This window comes from Burkholderia sp. MSMB0856 (assembly GCF_001524645.2).
Classification (GTDB): Bacteria; Pseudomonadota; Gammaproteobacteria; order Burkholderiales; family Burkholderiaceae; genus Burkholderia; species Burkholderia diffusa.
In genome coordinates this window covers 1,571,988-1,590,111 of the sequence record NZ_CP013427.1, presented here as the reverse complement: position 1 = coordinate 1,590,111, position 18,124 = coordinate 1,571,988, and the positions used below count along the sequence as shown (strand labels likewise).

Annotated in this window: 16 protein-coding genes and 1 other RNA gene; 9 read left to right on the top strand and 8 right to left on the bottom strand. The window is 67.6% G+C overall.

Translation table 11 applies throughout. The annotated features are described in order from the left end of the window. Window positions 1-103: 103 nt before the first annotated feature. Window positions 104-202, bottom strand: an RNA gene (gene ffs / locus WS87_RS08595) — signal recognition particle sRNA small type. Between the two features lie 415 nt (window positions 203-617). On the opposite strand from ffs, the gene trxA reads away from it, so the two are divergent. The 8 genes from trxA to WS87_RS08550 all read left to right on the top strand — a co-directional run bounded on the left by trxA (window position 618) and on the right by WS87_RS08550 (window position 9,234). Next, on the top strand, window positions 618-944 hold the full coding sequence (trxA, locus tag WS87_RS08590; protein WP_006402348.1) for a thioredoxin TrxA: 327 nt from the start codon (window positions 618-620) through the stop codon (window positions 942-944). Between the two features lie 194 nt (window positions 945-1,138). After that, window positions 1,139-2,401, top strand: a complete 1,263-nt coding sequence (rho, locus tag WS87_RS08585) for a transcription termination factor Rho (protein ID WP_006478662.1) — start codon at window positions 1,139-1,141, stop codon at window positions 2,399-2,401. 131 nt (window positions 2,402-2,532) lie between these two features. Continuing rightward, a complete protein-coding gene (locus tag WS87_RS08580; RefSeq protein WP_059817543.1) occupies window positions 2,533-3,033 on the top strand; it encodes a MerR family transcriptional regulator in 501 nt (166 codons plus the stop codon). After that, window positions 3,030-4,586 (top strand): MFS transporter, encoded by a 1,557-nt coding sequence (locus WS87_RS08575; protein WP_059817545.1) that lies wholly within the window; start codon window positions 3,030-3,032, stop codon window positions 4,584-4,586. Before WS87_RS08580 ends, WS87_RS08575 begins: the two co-directional genes overlap by 4 nt. Window positions 4,587-4,624: 38 nt before the next feature. Continuing rightward, window positions 4,625-5,458, top strand: coding sequence for a zinc-dependent peptidase (locus WS87_RS08570; RefSeq protein ID WP_059529890.1), 834 nt, complete (start codon window positions 4,625-4,627; stop codon window positions 5,456-5,458). A gap of 157 nt (window positions 5,459-5,615) precedes the next feature. Next, window positions 5,616-5,879: a type B 50S ribosomal protein L31 gene (locus WS87_RS08565; RefSeq protein ID WP_040144297.1), complete on the top strand. Its 264-nt coding sequence runs from the start codon at window positions 5,616-5,618 to the stop codon at window positions 5,877-5,879. Window positions 5,880-6,109: 230 nt separating this feature from the next. Beyond that, window positions 6,110-7,867, top strand: coding sequence for an ArnT family glycosyltransferase (locus WS87_RS08555; RefSeq protein ID WP_059693257.1), 1,758 nt, complete (start codon window positions 6,110-6,112; stop codon window positions 7,865-7,867). Window positions 7,868-7,869: 2 nt separating this feature from the next. Then, window positions 7,870-9,234, top strand: coding sequence for an MATE family efflux transporter (locus WS87_RS08550; RefSeq protein ID WP_059817547.1), 1,365 nt, complete (start codon window positions 7,870-7,872; stop codon window positions 9,232-9,234). Window positions 9,235-9,249: 15 nt separating this feature from the next. Here the strand turns inward: WS87_RS08550 and lipA are convergent, their stop codons facing one another. The 5 genes from lipA to WS87_RS08525 form a co-directional block, all read right to left on the bottom strand. Next, entirely contained in the window at window positions 9,250-10,215 is a 966-nt protein-coding gene (gene lipA, locus WS87_RS08545; RefSeq protein ID WP_059817549.1) for a lipoyl synthase, read from the bottom strand. Between the two features lie 2 nt (window positions 10,216-10,217). After that, window positions 10,218-11,333, bottom strand: a complete 1,116-nt coding sequence (locus WS87_RS08540) for an acetoin dehydrogenase dihydrolipoyllysine-residue acetyltransferase subunit (protein WP_059817557.1) — start codon at window positions 11,331-11,333, stop codon at window positions 10,218-10,220. A 4-nt stretch (window positions 11,334-11,337) separates the two neighbouring features. Continuing rightward, entirely contained in the window at window positions 11,338-12,342 is a 1,005-nt protein-coding gene (locus WS87_RS08535) for an alpha-ketoacid dehydrogenase subunit beta (RefSeq protein WP_059529875.1), read from the bottom strand. Between the two features lie 68 nt (window positions 12,343-12,410). After that, on the bottom strand, window positions 12,411-13,394 hold the full coding sequence (locus WS87_RS08530) for a thiamine pyrophosphate-dependent dehydrogenase E1 component subunit alpha (RefSeq protein ID WP_059529873.1): 984 nt from the start codon (window positions 13,392-13,394) through the stop codon (window positions 12,411-12,413). A gap of 100 nt (window positions 13,395-13,494) precedes the next feature. After that, entirely contained in the window at window positions 13,495-14,553 is a 1,059-nt protein-coding gene (locus tag WS87_RS08525) for an ATP-NAD kinase family protein (RefSeq protein ID WP_059817559.1), read from the bottom strand. Between the two features lie 522 nt (window positions 14,554-15,075). On the opposite strand from WS87_RS08525, the gene WS87_RS08520 reads away from it, so the two are divergent. Further along, window positions 15,076-16,992 carry a sigma-54-dependent Fis family transcriptional regulator gene (locus tag WS87_RS08520; RefSeq protein WP_059817562.1) on the top strand — a complete coding sequence of 639 codons (1,917 nt, stop codon included), beginning with the start codon at window positions 15,076-15,078 and terminating at the stop codon, window positions 16,990-16,992. Between the two features lie 19 nt (window positions 16,993-17,011). Here the strand turns inward: WS87_RS08520 and WS87_RS08515 are convergent, their stop codons facing one another. Together WS87_RS08515 and WS87_RS08510 are read right to left on the bottom strand one after the other, a co-directional pair. Next, on the bottom strand, window positions 17,012-17,446 hold the full coding sequence (locus tag WS87_RS08515) for a carboxymuconolactone decarboxylase family protein (protein WP_059698510.1): 435 nt from the start codon (window positions 17,444-17,446) through the stop codon (window positions 17,012-17,014). After that, entirely contained in the window at window positions 17,430-17,891 is a 462-nt protein-coding gene (locus tag WS87_RS08510; protein ID WP_059817564.1) for a MerR family transcriptional regulator, read from the bottom strand. The genes WS87_RS08515 and WS87_RS08510 overlap by 17 nt, the downstream gene beginning before the upstream one ends. Between the last annotated feature and the right edge of the window lie 233 nt (window positions 17,892-18,124).

The window sequence follows — 18,124 nt, the reverse complement described above, 5'->3', positions numbered from 1 at the left end:
CGTTGCGCCGACACGCGAAGCGGTGCGGAAAACGGGCAACACGCAGGTAAAACGGAGAATGACGCAGAAATAAAAAACGCCCGGCGAACGGGGCGAGAGGAAAGGTGACGAGCCCGACCCTCGGCACTGGCGGAAAACGATTGTGGCTGCTTCGTTCCCGACCTGACCAGGTTCACCGCCCCACCATGCGAGGAGGCCCGTCACGGCATATTCTATCACCGCTTCCTGCCGAATGCGACCGTTTGTTCGCAACAAAGCGAAAGATCGAGCAAACCGACGCGCGTACGGGCACGCCGATCCAGCGCGGGCTTGCGGATATATATATCGTGACGCTTGGTGACTCTTGCATTTTGCGCGCCGGCCTCCACCTTCGGGACACAACGGTCGAACGGCGCGTCGTACCCCTACTCGCGTAGCGGCTACTATCGCTGCCCGCAGCAGATAGCAATTTAGGCTAATATGACGCCCGAACGACCCGCGAGCCGCGCCATGCAGCGCTTACGCCCTTCCTTCGGAGAGCGGAGTGACCTGCCGCAGCGGCCGGTAGCCAATAAGGCCGCCGGAGCGCCGCAACGCGCCGAGCAGGCAGTCCCCGAACCGTAAGAGGTATTGACCCAATGAGCGAACAGATCAAACACATCAGCGACGCATCGTTCGAACAGGACGTCGTCAAATCCGACAAGCCCGTGCTCGTCGACTTCTGGGCCGAATGGTGCGGCCCGTGCAAGATGATCGCCCCGATCCTCGACGAAGTCGCGAAGGATTACGGCGACAAGCTGCAGATCGCGAAGATCAACGTCGACGACAACCAGGCAACGCCCGCGAAGTTCGGCGTGCGCGGTATCCCGACGCTGATCCTGTTCAAGAACGGCGCGGCCGCCGCACAGAAGGTCGGCGCGCTGTCGAAGTCGCAGCTCACCGCATTCCTGGACAGCCACCTGTAATACCGGCCGTTCCGCGGACGTGTTGTCAACCGACAACACGTCCGCCGTCAAGCCGCCGATCGGCCGCTCAGGCGCGAATCGGCGTATGCTAGAATCAAAAAACGTCTACAAGACGCATTAAGTCTCAGAGCGCTTCCGCTCGCCCTCCTCCCTTATTCCTTTTCGTCGCTTCTCCTCCCTGGCGGGTTCTCCGTATGCATTTATCCGAGCTCAAGTCTCTGCACGTGTCCGAACTGATCGAAATGGCCAATGGCCTGGAGATCGAAAACGCGAACCGCCTGCGCAAGCAGGAGCTGATGTTCGCCATTCTCAAAAAGCGCGCCAAGACGGGAGAGACGATCTTCGGCGACGGCACGCTCGAAGTGCTGCCGGACGGTTTCGGCTTCCTGCGCTCGCCGGAAATGTCGTACCTCGCGAGCACCGACGACATCTATATCAGCCCGTCGCAGATCCGCCGCTTCAACCTGCACACCGGCGACACCATCGAAGGTGAAGTCCGCACGCCGAAGGACGGCGAGCGCTACTTCGCGCTGGTGAAGGTCGACAAAGTCAACGGGCAGCCGCCCGAGGCCTCGAAACACAAGATCATGTTCGAGAACCTCACGCCGCTGCACCCGAACAAGCCGCTGTCGCTCGAACGCGAAATGCGCGGCGAAGAGAACGTCACGGGCCGCATCATCGACATGATCGCGCCGATCGGCAAGGGCCAGCGCGGCCTGCTCGTCGCGTCGCCGAAGTCGGGCAAGACCGTGATGCTCCAGCACATCGCACACGCGATCAAGCAGAACCATCCGGACGTCATCCTGTTCGTGCTGCTGATCGACGAGCGCCCCGAAGAAGTGACCGAAATGCAGCGCTCCGTCGCCGGCGAAGTGATCGCCTCGACGTTCGACGAACCGGCCACGCGTCACGTGCAGGTCGCCGAAATGGTGATCGAGAAGGCCAAGCGCCTCGTCGAAATGAAGCACGACGTCGTGATCCTGCTCGACTCGATCACGCGTCTCGCACGCGCATACAACACCGTGATCCCGGCGTCGGGCAAGGTGCTGACGGGCGGTGTCGACGCGAACGCGCTGCAGCGTCCGAAACGCTTCTTCGGCGCGGCGCGCAACATCGAGGAAGGCGGCTCGCTGACGATCATCGGCACCGCGCTGATCGAAACCGGCAGCCGCATGGACGACGTGATCTACGAAGAATTCAAGGGCACCGGCAACATGGAAGTGCACCTCGAGCGTCGTCTCGCGGAAAAGCGCGTCTATCCGTCGATCAACCTGAACAAGTCGGGCACGCGCCGCGAAGAAATGCTGATCAAACCCGAGATCCTTCAAAAGATCTGGGTGCTGCGCAAGTTCATCCACGACATGGACGAAGTCGAGGCGATGGAATTCCTGCTCGACAAGATCCGCCAGACGAAGAGCAACTCCGAGTTCTTCGACCTGATGCGCCGCGGCGGCTGATCGCCCCGCCCCGCAACGAACGGCCGCCCGCGCGTTTCGCCCGGCGGCCGTTTTTTCATGCCAACCTGAACGTAAACGTACAGGTTGATCTATAATCGCGCCATTGCCCCGACCCAGGCCCCGTCATCCCGATGCCGAACGACACTTCCCCCTCGCTGCTGACCGTGAGCGACGCCGCGTCGCGGCTCGGTGTCACACCGCGCACACTGAAGTATTACGAAGAGCGCGGGCTCGTCACGCCGTCACGCAGCGGCGGCCGCTATCGCCTTTACGACGAAGCCGATCTCGAACGCTTCGCCCGCATCCTGCGGCTGCGCGCGCTCGGCTTTTCGCTACACGGCATCACCGAGATGCTCAAGCGCCCGCTGGAAGAAACGGGCGACGGCCGGCGCCGTTATTCGGACGGGTCGTTGCGCGACATCCGCTCGGGGCTCGCCGGGCAAATCGACACGCTCGATCGGCGGATCGCGGCCGTCCAGCGCGAGTTGAAGGAAGCCGTCGCGCTGCGCAAGGAACTGCAGCACGACATCGACTACATCGAACGGCGCCTCGCCGGCGAAAACCCCGACACGCTGATCGCGCAGCGGCAAGCCGAAGCCGGCACGCGGCGCGCGCGCAAGGACCGGGAATGAACGTCGCGCCAGGTCGCCCGCCACTGTGGAGCCGCGCGAACCTGCGCGCGGACCTGTTCCCGTGGGCGCTCGCGCTCGTCACCGGCATCGACTACTTCGACAACGCGGCCTTCTCGTTCTTCGCGAGCTATATCGCAGGCGGCATCAACGCATCGCCCGACGAACTCGTGTGGTCGTCGAGCGCGTATGCGGTCACGGCCGTGCTCGGCATCCTGCAGCAGCAATGGTGGGTCGATCGGCTCGGGCATCGCCGCTACGTCGCCGGCTGCATGCTGATGTTCTCGTTCGGAGCGATCGCGGCGGCGCTTGCCGACACGTCGCTCGAGCTCGCGTTCGCGCGCGGCTTCCAGGGCTACTTCATCGGCCCGATGATGGGTGCATGCCGGATCCTGATCCAGATCAGCTTCAAGCCGCAGGAGCGGCCGCCCGCCACGCGCGCGTTCCTGATCATGATCCTGCTCGGCAGCGCGCTTGCACCGATCGTCGGCGGCCTGCTCGTCGCGCATTCGACGTGGCGCGCGCTGTTCGCGTGCACCGCGCCCGCGGGCATCGCGTTCGCGATTCTCGCGCTCGTCACGCTGCCCGATTCGGGCAGGACGCCCGACGACGAACGCGGCTCCGGGCATTTCTGGCCGTACGTCGTGTTCGCGCTCGCGCAAGGCGCGCTGCAGATCGTGCTGCAGCAGGTGCACTACCAGCTCTACAGCGGCTCGCCGATGCTGATCCTGCTGACGATCGCGGGCCTCGGCGCGCTCGCGTGGTTCGCGTATCACCAGTGGAACCATCCGACGCCGCTCGTGCGACTGCATGCGTTTCGCGAGCGCACGTTCCAGGTCGGGCTGCTGCTGTACATGTTCTATTACTACGAGTCGACGGGCTTCAGCTACCTGACCTCCCGCCTGCTCGAAGGCGGGCTCGGCTATCCGGTCGAGAACGCCGGACGCCTGGTCGGCACGATGTCGCTGATCTCGGCCACCGCGCTGTTCGCCTACCTGCGCCATGCGAAGCGCGTCACGCACAAGAAATGGTTCGTCGTGCCGGGGTTCGCGATCGCGATCGTCGCCGCGCTATGGATGACGCGCATGACGCCCCAGGTCGGCGAGGCCGCGCTGATCGTCCCGTTGCTGCTGCGCGGGCTGTTGCTGCTGTTCATCGTGCTGCCGGTCGCGAACCTGACGTTCCGCATCTTCGCGATCGACGAATACACGCATGGCTACCGGCTGAAGAACATCGTGCGGCAACTGACGATCTCGTTCGCGACGTCGTCGGTGATCATCGTCGAGCAGCACCGGCTGGCGGTACATCAGACGCGGCTCGTGGAGCGCGCGAACGTGTTCGATCCGCTGTTCCAGCAAACGGTCGACGCTCTCACGCACAGCTATGCGGCCGCCGGCCATGCACTGAACGAGGCGCACGCCCTCGCGATCGCATCGATCGCCCGGATGGTCGCGCAACAGGCGTCGTTTCTCGCGTCGCTCGACGGCTTCTATTTCCTCGCGGGTGTCGCGCTCGTCGGCGGCCTCTTCGCGGCATGGCAAAAAGAGATCGATTGAGTTAAAAGACAGGCTTTGGATTCTCCCGCGCTGCCTCCATGCTCTCGAAACTGACCCGCTGGTTCGACGACCGCCGCCGCGACCGCGCGCTGCGCAGCCATCCGATTCCCGATGCGCTGTGGCAGGACACCGTCGCACGCCTGCCGTTCCTCGACGCGCTGTCGCCCGGCGACCTGGGCCGGCTGCGCGAGCTGACGAGCCTGTTCATCGCGAAGAAATCGTTCTCGACCGCGCACGGGCTCGAGCTGACCGACGAGATGATCGTCGCGATCGCCGCGCAGGCGTGCCTGCCCGTGCTGAACCTCGATCTGTCGCTGTACGACGGCTGGGTCGGCGTCGTCGTGTATCCGGGCGAATTCGTCATCCGCAAGACCGTGCAGGACGAGGACGGTGTCGTCCATGAAGTCGAGCAGGATGCGAGCGGCGAAGCGTGGGAAGGCGGCCCGGTGATCCTGTCGTGGGAAGACGCGCAGATGACGGACGGCCGCGACGCGTACAACGTCGTGATCCACGAGTTCGCGCACAAGATCGACATGGTCAACGGAGAAGCCGACGGCTATCCGCCCCTTTTTCGCCGCTGGCACGCGCCGCACCTCGACGCGCAGGCGTGGGCCGACGTGTTCGAGCATGCGTACGACCAGTTCTGCGCGCGCGTCGATGCGGTGCCGGATCGTGCGTGGGCGCGCTTCGAGCGCGACTCGCTGATCGATCCCTATGCGGCCGATCACCCGTCGGAGTTCTTCGCGGTGTGCAGCGAGGCGCTGTTCGTGCGACCGCGTGCGTTCGAGTCCGAATTTCCGGAACTCTACCGGCTGCTCGCCCGCTACTATCGGCAGGATCCGGCCCGGACGGGCGCCCTCGACGCGCGGTGAAAATTATTCGTCAACCGTCTGATTTTCTGGCATAATCGCCGTTTTTCGACCTTAGGCAAGTGGCTCGCGCCGGGCTTGACGTCGGCTGAATCGCGCAAATGCGTGCGGTCCGGCACGGCAAGCGGCGGGTTGGCTACCGCTCTCACCAAGGAACATCATGAAACCTGGCATTCACCCGGACTACCGCGAAGTCGTCTTCCAAGACATGTCGAACGGCTTCAAGTTCATCACGCGCTCGACGATCCAGACGCGTGAAACCATCGAACACGAAGGCAAGACCTACCCGCTCGCCAAGATCGAAGTGTCGTCGGAATCGCACTCGTTCTACACGGGTCAGCAAAAGATCATGGACACGGCAGGCCGTGTCGAGAAGTTCAAGAACAAGTTCGGCGCACGCGCCAGCGGCAAGGTCGCGAAGTAAGCTTCGCACCGATCCGGTGGTTGCAACGCACCGGTACCGCACGAAAGGGCAGCCCAGGCTGCCCTTTTTTGTCTCCGCTCGCCGGGAAAACACCGCACGCAGGCCGGTGCCGGGGCAATCGTCCGACGCGCAACGGCCGGCGCGTCTACAATGCCGGATGCTCGAATCCGGCGCCGTCGGCGGGCGCGTGACCGCGCCGGCCGCCCGCCCATAACAAATCGCTCATCTGCATGAAGCCAGTCGTTCGTCTCACCGCCTCCGCCACGCGCGCGCTGCCGCGCTGGCTGCTGCTCACGCTCTGCCTCGTCTACGCGGCGTTCGGCCTGTTCGGCCGCGACCCGTGGAAGAACGAGGACGCGGCGGGTTTCGGCGTGATGTGGACGATGGCCACCGGCGGCTGGCACGACTGGCTGCTGCCGAATCTCGTCGGCAAGTTCATCACGACCGACGGGCCGCTCGGCTACTGGCTCGGCGCGCTGTCGATCCGCGCGCTGGCGCCGTGGGTCGACGCGAGCAACGCGTCGCGCGTCGACACGGGCGTGCTGTTCTGCGTCGCGTGCGCGTTCGTCTGGTACGCCGCCTACCTGCTCGGCCGGCGCGCCGAGGTCCAGCCGTTCAAGTACGCATTCGGCGGCGAGCCGGAGCCGCGCGACTACGGCCGCACGCTCGCCGACGGCGCGCTGCTGGTCCTCGTCGCGTGCTTCGGACTCGCGGAGCGCGGCCACGAAACGACGCCGCAACTCGCGCAGTTCGCGTGGATCGCGATGTTCGTGTACGGCATCGTGCGCGGCATCGACAAGCCGATGCAGGGTGCGCTGTGGTGGGGCATCGCGATCGGTCTCGTCGCGCTGTCCGGCAACCCGGTGCTCGTCGTCGCGCTGCTCGCCGGCACCGCCGCGCTGTGGCTCGTCACGCCGGAGATGCGCAACCTGCGCCTGCCGCTGATCGGCCTGCCGCTCGCGGCCGCGATCTTCGCGCTATGGCCGCTCGCCGCGTTCCACGCGGCACCCGACGACGCCGCGTGGTTCTTCAACCAGTGGATCCATGGCAGCCTGATGCGCTTCTCGGGCCCGCCGACCGCGGTGCTCGCCTACGCGGCGAAGAACCTGCCGCTGTTCACGTGGCCCGCGTGGCCGCTCGCGATCTGGGCCTGGTGGAGCTGGGCCGGCATGCGCCGCCGCGCGCACATCGCGATTCCGCTGTCGGTCGTGGTGCCGCTCGTCGCGCTCGTGATCCTGCAGAGCCAGCAGTCGAACCGCATGTACATGCTGCTGCTGCCGCCGCTCGCGGTGCTCGCCACCTTCGCGCTGCCGACGCTCAAGCGCGGCGCGATCAACGCATTCGACTGGTTCGCGGTGCTGAGCTTCACGATTCTCGGCACCTTCGTGTGGCTCGTATGGCTCGCGTCGCTCACCGGCTTCCCGCACCCGCTCGCGCGCAACCTCGCGCGCCTCGTGCCGGGCTACGAACCGCACTTCAAGATCCTGTCGTTCATCTGCGCGGTGATCGTCACCGTGTGCTGGTGCCTGCTGGCGCGCTGGCGCATCTCGCGCCAGCCGAAGGTGCTGTGGCGCAGCGTCGTGCTGTCGGGCGCGGGCACCACGCTGATGTGGGTGCTGCTGATGACGCTGTGGCTGCCGATCGTCAACTACGGCCGGACCTACAGCGACGTCGCGCAGCAGATCGCGTCGCATCTGCCCAAAGACTATGAGTGCATCTCGCCCGTGCGGCTCGGCGATGCGCAGATCGCGACCTTCGCATACTTCGGCGACATGCACTTCGAGTTCTCGGGCGACTGCGACGTGATCCTGCGCCAGGATCGCGCGGACTTCGGCGAGCCGAGCGCGATGTCGCAATACGTGTGGCGTCTCGTGTGGGAAGGCCGCCGCGTCGCCGACCGCGACGAACGCTTCCGCCTGTACGAGCGCATCGAGCGACCGACCGCGCCCGTCAAGCGCCGCGGCGCGCGCCACCGGACGGTCGATTGACAATGTTCGCCGACATCCGCCGGATCGTCGGTCTCGCATGGCCAGTGCTCGTCGGCCAGCTCGCGATCATCGCGTTCGGCGTGATCGACACGGCAATGGTCGGCCGCTATTCGGCCATCGACCTGGCCGCACTCGGGCTCGGTTCGTCGATCTACGTGTCGGTCTACATCGGGATGACGGGCATCCTGTCCGCGCTGCAGCCGATCACCGGGCAACTGTACGGCGCGCGGCGCTACGCGGAAATCGGCGAGGAAGTCCGCCAGGCGCTGTGGCTCGCGCTGATGCTCGCGGTGCCCGGCTTCCTGCTGCTGCATTTTCCCGAACCGCTGCTGCACATCGCCCACGCGCCGCCCGCGCTGCACGACCGCACGGTCGATTACCTGCGGATCCTGTCGTACGGCCTGCCGGCGAGCCTCGTGTTCCGGATCTACAACGCGCTGACCAACGCAGCCGGCAAGCCGCGCCTCGCGATGATCCTGCAGGTCGGCGCGCTGCTGCTCAAGTTTCCGCTCAACGTGTGGTTCATCTTCGGCGGCCTCGGCGTGCCGGCCCTCGGCGGCCCCGGCTGCGGGCTCGCCAGCACGCTGATCAACTGGGCGCTCGCGCTGATCGGCTTCACGCTGCTCGCGAAGCTCGACGTGTTCTCGCCGCTTTCGATCTTCTCTCGCTTTTGCTGGCCCGTCTGGGCACGCCAGAAGGCGATCCTGAAGCTCGGCGTGCCGATGGGCCTGTCGTACCTGATCGAGGTCACGTCGTACACGTGCATGGCGCTCTTCATCGCGCAATTCGGCACGACGACGCTCGCCGGCCACCAGATCGCCGGCAACATCGGCGCAGTGCTGTACATGACGCCGCTGTCGATCGGCGTCGCGGCGTCGACGCTGGTGGCGCGCGCACTCGGCGCCGGCCGCCCGGAAGAGGCACGCCTGCTCGGCCGGCACAGCGTGATGCTCGCGTGCGGAATCGCGGCCGCGTACGGCGTGCTCGTGTTCACGCTGCGTCCGCTGATTGTCGGCGGCTACACACCGAACCCGGCCGTGGCCGCCGCCGCGCTGCCGCTGGTCGCGATCGTCACCTGCTACCACTTCTTCGACGCGCTGCAGATCACGTCCGCCTTCGTGCTGCGCGCGTACAAGGTCGCGGTCGTGCCGACCGTAATCTATGCGGTCGCGCTGTGGGGCGTCGGGCTCGGCGGCGGCTACGTGCTCGGCTTCGACGTCGGCGGCATCGCACCGGCCTGGCTGACCGGCGCGCGCGGCTTCTGGTTCGCGAACACGATCAGCCTGATGCTCGCGGGCGCAGGCCTCGCGCTCTACCTGCGCCACGTCAGCCGCGCGCAACCGGCCGTCAGCGCATACAGCGCATGACGCACGGCGCGCGGCCTACGCGTCCTCCAGCACGTCGGCCGCGTGGTACGAGGACCGCACGAGCGGGCCGGCAACGACTTCCCTGAAACCGAGCGCCAACCCCTCGTCGCGCCACGCGGCGAACGCATCGGGGCTCACGTAGCGGCGCACCGGCAGATGATGCGCGGACGGCGCGAGATACTGGCCGAGCGTCAGCACGTCGACCTCGTGCGCGCGCAGGTCGCGCAGCGTGTCCCGCACCTCGTCGTCGCGCTCGCCGAGCCCGAGCATCAAGCCCGATTTCGTCACGAGCGTCGGCCGTGCGGCCTTCGCCTGCGCAAGCAGGTCGAGCGAACCGCGATAATCGGCGCCCGGCCGCGCCGCCCGATACAGCGACGGCACCGTTTCGATGTTGTGATTGAACACGTCCGGCCACGCCGACGACAACGCATCGAGCGCCCGCGCGACGCGGCCACGGAAGTCGGGCGTCAGCACCTCGACGCCGATGCCCGGCACGCTCGCGCGCACCGCCTCGATGCAGGCCGCAAAATGCGCGGCGCCGCCGTCGCGCAAGTCGTCGCGATCGACCGACGTGATCACGACGTAGCGCAGCCCGAGCGCCGCGACCGCGTCGGCGAGCCGCGCGGGCTCGTCGGGATCCAGCGGCTCGGGGCGGCCGTGCGCGACGTCGCAGAACGGGCAGCGCCGCGTGCACAGTCCGCCCATGATCATGAACGTCGCGGTGCGCTGCGCGAAGCATTCGCCGATGTTCGGGCACATCGCCTCCTCGCAGACGGAATGCAGCCGGTGATCGCGCAGCACGGCCGCCATGTCGGCGACCGCCCCGCTCATCATCGGCCGCGCCCGCAGCCACGGCGGCTTCGGCAGCGCCGCGCCGGCCGCGGGTTCGACGCGCACCGGGATGCGCGCGAGCTTGTCGCGGCTCCTCGCGCCCGGCTGGCCGAGCGCGGTGAGGCTGGGTCGTTCGAGCGCGGCGGCCATCGTCAGTCTCCGAGAAACGCGACGATCAGGCGGTTCACGTCGGCAGCCGCCTCCATCTGCACCATGTGACCGCTGCCGGCGATCACCTCGGCCCGCACGCCGTCCGGCAAGCCCTGCGCATGCTGCGCCGGAATCACCTGGTCGCGCTCGCCCCAGATCACGAGCGTGCGCGGCGCGAGCGCCCCGACGCGGTCGCGGAACACGCGCCGCTGGGACGCGCCGTCGAACGCGGCGTTCGCGATCTTCTCCAGCGCGGCCTGCACGCCTTCGAGCCGCTTGTACTTGACGAGATCCTCGACCAGTTGCCGCGTGACGAGCGCGTTGTCGGCGAACAACGCACCGAGGTGCGGCTTCAGCGTATTGCGGCTGTTGCCGGCGACGAAGCCGTCGATGTAGCCGCGGTTGATGTCGACGCCGAGCCCGGCGCTCGCGATCAGCGTCAGCGAGGCCACGCGTTGCGGCGCGCGCTCCGCCGCCGCCATCGCGACCGCGCCGCCCATCGAATGCCCAATCAGGTGCGCACGCTCGATGTGCTGCGCATCGAGCAGCGCGAGCACCGCGTCGGCCAGTTCGTCGAGACTGCCGGTGTCGACCGCCTTGCCCGACTCGCCGTGCCCGGGCAGGTCGAGCGCCCATACGGGCCGATGCGCGGCGAGCTCCGCGTGGTTGAACAGCCAGTTGTTCAGGTCGCCGCCGAAGCCGTGGATCAGCACCGCTGGCGTGCCCGAACCGTCGCCGAGTTTCAGGAACCGGACCGTGCGTCCACCGATCTGCGCCTTCTCGGGTTGCGGGCCGGCCGCGTCGTCGGCGGCCGCGGTCGGCACGAAGTCGCGCTGGAATTCGGCGATCGCCGCGTCGATGTCGGCATCGCTTGCCTCGGCTGCAGCCACCACGCCGAGCAGCGCACCGACCGGCAGCGTCTCGCCTTCCTGCGCGACCTGACGGCGCAGCGTGCCGTCGAACGCGCATTCGACGCCCGACGAGATCTTGTCGGTCTCGACGTCGAGCACTTCGTCGCCCTTCGTCACGCGTTCGCCGATCGCCTTCAGCCAGCCGTTGACCTGCCCCTGCTCCATCGACAGCCCCCACTTGGGCATCGTGATCATGTGAATCGACATCGTGTCAGCTCCTCGTCTTGAGTACCGCCTGCGCGATCGCGTCGGCGGACGGGATGTAAAGGTCTTCCAGCACGCCGGCGAACGGCGCGGGCGTGTGCGGTGCGGTCACGAGCTCGATCGGTGCCTTGAGCGATCGGAACGCGCGCCGTGCGACGAGCGCGGCGATGTCGGTCGCGATCGAGCAGCGCGGGTTCGCTTCATCGACCACCACCACGCGCCCGGTGCGCTCCGCGCTTTCGAGGATCGTTTCCTCGTCGAGCGGCGACGTCGTGCGCAGGTCGATCACGTCGACCTGGATGCCGTCCTTCGCGAGCTTCGCGGCCGCGTCGGTCGCGAGATGCACCATGCGTCCGTATGTGACGATCGTCGCGTCGTCGCCGTCGCGCACGACGTTCGCCTCGCCGAACGGAATCGCATAGGATTCCTCAGGCACATCGCCTTCGCGGGTGTAAAGCAGCTTGTGTTCGAGGAAGATCACGGGATCGTTGTCGCGGATCGACTGGATCAGCAGCCCCTTCGCGTCGTAGGGCGTCGACGGGCACACGACCTTCAGCCCCGGAATGTGCGTAAACAGCGACGTGAGCATCTGCGAATGCTGCGCGGCCGCGCGCAGGCCGGCGCCGTACATCGCGCGGATCACGACCGGCGTCACGGCTTTGCCGCCGAACATGTAGCGGAATTTCGCGGCCTGGTTGAAGATCTGGTCGAAGCACACGCCCATGAAATCGATGAACATCAGCTCCGCGACGGGCCGCATCCCGCACGCGGCAGCGCCGACCGCCGCGCCGATGTAGCCGCCTTCCGAGAGCGGCGTATCGAGCACGCGGCCCGGAAACTTGTGGAACAGCCCCTTCGTCACGCCGAGCACGCCGCCCCATGCGTCGTCCTCGCCCGGCGCGCCCGCGCCGCCCGCGTTGTCCTCGCCCATCACGATCACGCTGTCGTCGCGCGCCATTTCCTGCGCGAGCGCCTCGTTGATCGCCTGCGAATAAGTGATCTTCCTTGCCATGTCCGTCTCCTGGAATATTGGGTTCGCCGTGCCGGCTTCGGGCCGGCGGCCGCTGTGTCACATCGCGCTCACGGGTACGACACGTACACGTCGGTCAGCAGGTCGGCCGCGTCGGGCAGCGGCGCGGCCTTCGCCTGCGCGACCGCGTCGTCGATCAGCGCCTTCACCTGCGCATCGACCGCGCGCAGCTCGTCGGTCGTCAGCGCCTCGGCACGCACGACGCGCGCTTCGAAATGCTTCAGGCAGTCCTTCTCGTCGCGCAGCTTCTGCACTTCGCCCGGCGCGCGATAGGTCTGCGCATCGCCTTCGAAGTGACCGAAATAGCGCGTGAACTTCACTTCGACGAGCGTCGGGCCGCCACCGTTGCGTGCGCGCGCGACCGCTTCGCCGAGCGCCTCGTGCACCGCGAAGAAATCGAAACCGTCGACGATCACGCCCGGCATCCCGAAGCCGTTCGCGCGATCGGCGATGTTGTCGGTCGCGACCGACCAGCTCGACGACGTCGCTTCCGCATAGCCGTTGTTTTCGGCCACGAAGATCGCCGGCAGCCGCCACACCGACGCGAGGTTCATCGATTCGAAGATCACGCCCTGGTTCGACGCACCGTCGCCGAAGAAGCACACGCCGACGCCGCCCGTCTTCTTGTGCTTGGCCGCGAGCGCCGCGCCGCACACGAGCGGGCCGCCCGCGCCAACGATCCCGTTCGCGCCGAGCATCCCCATCGACAGGTCGGCGATGTGCATCGAGCCGCCCTTGCCGTGGCAGACGCCCGTCTTCTTGCCGTAGATCTCGGCCATCATCCCGTGCACGTCGACGCCTTTCGCGATGCAGTGGCCGTGCCCGCGGTGCGTAGTGGCGACATAGTCTTCAAGTCCGAGGTGCAGCATCGTGCCGACCGCGGAGGCCTCCTCGCCCGCGTACAGGTGAACGAAGCCGGGGATTTCGCCGGTCGCGAACTCGACGTGCAGGCGCTCCTCGAATTCGCGAATCGTGCGCATCAGCCGGTAGGCGTCCAGCAGCGTGTCCCTGCTGAGCTGTGTCGAAACGGTCATGTGTGTCTCCTGGGTAGGTCTGACTGCGAATGCCGCCGCGGCAACGCCCCGGCGACGGATTGCACGACGGCCCGGCCGTCGGTGAAACGTGAAGCCATCGTCAGTCGCGCCACGCGCCGGCATCGCGCAACAACTGCCGTGACGACGCGTAACGCAGCGTGCGGCCGACATCGACCGTCAGCGGCCCGCGCCAGTCGAGCGCGATCTCGTAGCGGTCGCCGCGCGCGACCTCGATCTCGCGCTCGCCATCGAACGCGAGCGTGCCGTGCTCGAACGGGATCGTCTGCCACGCACCCGGCTCGAGCCGCTCGCAACTGCGCATCACGACGCGATCGACGCGCCCGGGTGCGATTGGCGCGACGAGCGGCGTGCCGGCGGTCTTGCCGTCGACGGCGAAACGCATCGCGAGCCCGTGCGGCGCACCGCGCTCGAGCGGCGCCCACGCGCCGCCGAGCGCGGACAGGCCGATGCCGTCCGGCTCCGCGAAAGTCAGATAGAGCGTGTCGATGTCGTCGGGCCCCGAGATCGCGCGCGCGCCGATGAAGCGCTGGCGGGCCGCGCACACGTCGACGAGCGCGATCTCCTCGCGCCCCGCGTTCGCGCCCGCCGCGCAGCGCACGACGAGCCGCTTGTTGCGCGCGAACGCGACCTCGGCCGGCACGACGCCGGTCGCGGCGAGTCCTGCCGCGACGCCCGCGACGGTCGCCTCGCGATGTTCGGGAAACGCGTTGTTGGTGCCGGTGGACAGCGCGACGAGCGGCGTCGCGCCGCAATGCGCGGCGACCGCGCGATGGGTGCCGTCACCGCCGAGCACGACGATCAGCGCGACTTCCATCCGGTGCATGTATGCGGCGCCGGCGTGCGTGTCGGCGACGGTATCGGAGATCGGCAGGTCGACGAATTCGACGTCCGGCCAGCGCTCGCGCGGCGCGACCGCGCGATGCGTGTCGAGCGCACGCATCAGCAGCGTCGCGATGCCCGTCTTGTCGCGCAAGGTCAGCACGCGCTCGACGCCCATCGCGCCGAGGCCGGCGAGCAGGCGCACGACCATGTTGGCCTTTTCCGCCGTCGGGAACACGGATGCATGCGTCGTCAGGCGGCGAATGTCGCGCCCCGATGCGGGGTTCGCGATCACGCCGACGGTCACGGGCGTCGTCACGGGCTTGTCTCCATCCAGTGGACCGGCGCTCGAGCCGGCCCTGCATGTGTCGTCCGCCGTCATCGAGGGCAGCGGATCGTCGTCGCCGACGCGACCGCGCCGAGCTTGCCCGTGACATCTGCAAGCGGCGTGCCACCGTGCGTGAAACAACCGCGGAACCCCCTTGCAGACTGGCGCGGCGGCTATGCGGGCCATCGCCATTTGCGGCCGCGACGGCCCGACGCCCCGCGAAAACGTCCGTGCGTCTCACGCGGTCGATCTCCCGGTGCGCCGGTTTCAGCAACGTCATCCGGGTTGCGATCTGCCCGGCAAGCCACGCGCATCGCGGCGCGGCGCGCACCGCCATGCTCCGGGCCGCCGTCGCACGTGGCACGCCCGCGCGTCTCAACCGCGCGAGACCGGCTGAGATGTCGCTGAGACGAACGTCTCACGCCGCGCGCGTGCTGCGATGCAATGTGATCCGCGCAGACGGATGTGCTACAAGAACATCGAATTCCCCGCCGTACGGAACCGGAGCCGACCATGCCCTATGCCGTCCCCCAGGCCCAGCACGCCGACCGTGTGCTCGGCGCGCTCGCCGGACGCCTGCCCGCGCCGGCCGATTCCGCGCGTCTCGTGTCGTCGTGGCAGCGCTCGCTCGAGCGCTACGCGCTCGACCCCGCCTCGTCGATCGGCCCGCGCGTACTGACCGCGGCCGAGCTGCGCGAGGTCCGCGACAAGGAGGAAGCCTTCCTGCGCGCATCGGGCCAGTGCCTGACGCGCCTGCACGACATGATTCGCGTCGCCGATTACTGCGTGATGCTGACGGACGCGCACGGCGTGACGATCGACTACCGGATCGACCGCGAACGCCGCAACGACTTCCGTCATGCGGGGCTGCACATCGGCTCGTGCTGGTCGGAAAGCGAGGAAGGCACCTGCGGGGTCGCGAGCGTGCTGACCGATCTCGCGCCGATCACCGTGCACAAGACCGACCACTTCCGCGCGGCGTTCACCACGCTCACCTGCAGCGCGGCCCCGATCTTCGCGCCGGGCGGCGAACTGATCGGCGTGCTCGACGCATCGGCCGTCCAGTCGCCGGACGGCCGCGACAGCCAGCGGCTCGTGTACCAGCTCGTGCGGCAGAGCGCGGCGCTGATCGAGGACGGCTATTTCGTGCACAGCACCGCGCAGCACTGGATATTGTTCGGGCATCCGAATCGTCATTACGTCGAGGCACAGCCCGAATGGCTGATCGCGTTCGACGAGTGCGGCAACATCGTCGTCGCGAACCGGCAAGCGCGCGACGCGCTGCCGGCGCTGCGCGAACCGCGCCATATCGACGAGATCTTCGACGCAACCGAGATGCCGCTGCGCGACGCCGCGCGGCTCGACGCGATCGTCGCGCTGCGGCTGCGCGCGACCGGCGCCCCGCTCTATGCACGGCTGCGCGCGCCGCTCCGGCGCACCGGCCGCGAAACCGGCACGGCGTCGCGCCGCCCCGGCACCGCGCAGCGCCACGTCGGCGCGCTGACGCCGTTCCTGCACAGCAGCGACGCGCGCGTCGCTCAACAGGCCGAACTCGCGCTGCGTGTCGCGAGCAAGCGGCTGCCGATTCTCGTGCTGGGCGAAACCGGTGCAGGAAAAGAAGTATTCGCCCGCGCGATCCACGATGCCGGTGCGCGACGCGCACGGCCGTTCGTCGCGGTCAACTGCGGCGCGCTGCCGGAGGCGCTGATCGAAAGCGAGCTGTTCGGCTATGCGGCCGGCGCGTTCACCGGTGCGCGCAAGCACGGCGCGCGCGGCAAGATCGCGCTCGCGGACGGCGGCACGCTATTCCTCGACGAAATCGGCGACATGCCGCTCACGCTGCAGACCCGCCTATTGCGCGTGCTCGCCGACGGCGAGGTCGTGCCGCTCGGCAGCGATACGCCGGTACGCGTCGATCTCGACGTGATCTGCGCGACGCACCGCGATCTCGCGCGCATGGTGGCCGACGGCACGTTCCGCGAGGATCTGTATTACCGGCTGAGCGGCGCGACGTTCGAACTGCCGCCGCTGCGCGAGCGCGCGGACGTGCGCGACGTGATCGCCGCGGTATTCGCCGAGGAAGCGCAGGCGACCGGCCACGTGCTCACGCTCGACGCGTCGCTCGCCGAGCAACTCGCCTCGTACCCGTGGCCCGGCAACGTGCGGCAGCTGCGCAACGTGCTGCGCTATGCGTGCGCGGTATGCGACGCCGCACGCGTGACGCGGCGCGACCTGCCGACCGATCTCGCCGCGCAGCTCGGCGCCGGTCCGGCCGGCGCGCTGCCGGACGACGAACGCGGCCGCATCGTCGCGGCGCTCACCGCGCATCGCTGGCGGCCCGACGCGGCCGCGCAGGCGCTCGGCATCTCGCGCGCGACGCTGTACCGGCGGATCGCGAAACACCGGATCGTCGCGCCGCACCGCGTCTGACGCACCGGCACGCGCCGCATCACGCGGCGTGCGCGACCGCTTCGGTCGTGCCGCCGTCCCGGCCAGCCGCTTCATCGCGCCGCGTGAACACCTCGTGCGCCGCGAACAACGCGTTGAGCGCAGCAGGAAACCCCGCGTAGACGGCCATCTGAATGAACACCTCGACAATCTCGTCGCGCGTGCAGCCAACGTTCAACGCGGCCTCGATATGCACCTTCAGCTGCGGCTGCGCGTTGCCGAGCGCGGCCAGCGCCGCGATCGTCGCGATTTCGCGCGACTTCAGGTCGAGCTGCGGCCGGCTGTAGACGTCGCCGAACGGAAATTCGATCACCATCCGGCCGAAATCCGGCGCGATCGACGCAAGCGAGGCGATCACGCGCTCGCCCGCTTCACCGTCGATTTCCTTCAGCTTGTCCCAGCCCCGCGCATAGCGATCGTCAACGCGTTGTTCCATGGTGTCCGTCCTGTTCCGATAAAGAGTGAGAAGGGGTCGCCCGTCGTTCCGTCTCGCGCTCCTGCGTCTCGTAATACGCGATCTTGTCGCCGATCGCGTCGAGGCTCGCCTGCAGTTCCGCGATATGCGCGCGCACCGCGTCGCGATGCTCGGCCAGCAAGCGCCGCCGCGCACCGAACGTCGACTCGCCTTGCGCACGCAGCGCCGCGAACTGCTGCATCTGCGCGATCGGCATACCGGTCGCCTTCAGGCGCATCACGAAGGCAAGCCAGTCAAGGTCGGCCGGCGCATAGAGCCGATGCCCGGCCGCCGTGCGCGAAATCGCGCGCAGCAAGCCGGCCTGCTCGTAATACCGCAGCGTATGCGTCGACACGCCGGTCAGTTCGGCGACTTGCCCGATCGTCAGCGGACCGGCGGCGGAAGGTCTGGATACGGTTTTCGACATGGCAGGATCAAGGTTAGGAGTTAGAGTTCACTCTAAGTCAAGCGTTATCGATCGGCCAAGTACAACGATCTGAAATCACCGCCGCTGACACCGTAAAGAATGGTCAAAACCACCGCACGGCGCGACTTTCTGTCTTTACAGCGACGCAAGCCTTCAGCAAGATTCGGTCAGCCTGTCTCAAAAAGGGCACGCATTTGTCCTATGCTTAACGGCGACGCCCGGCGAAGCCTCGC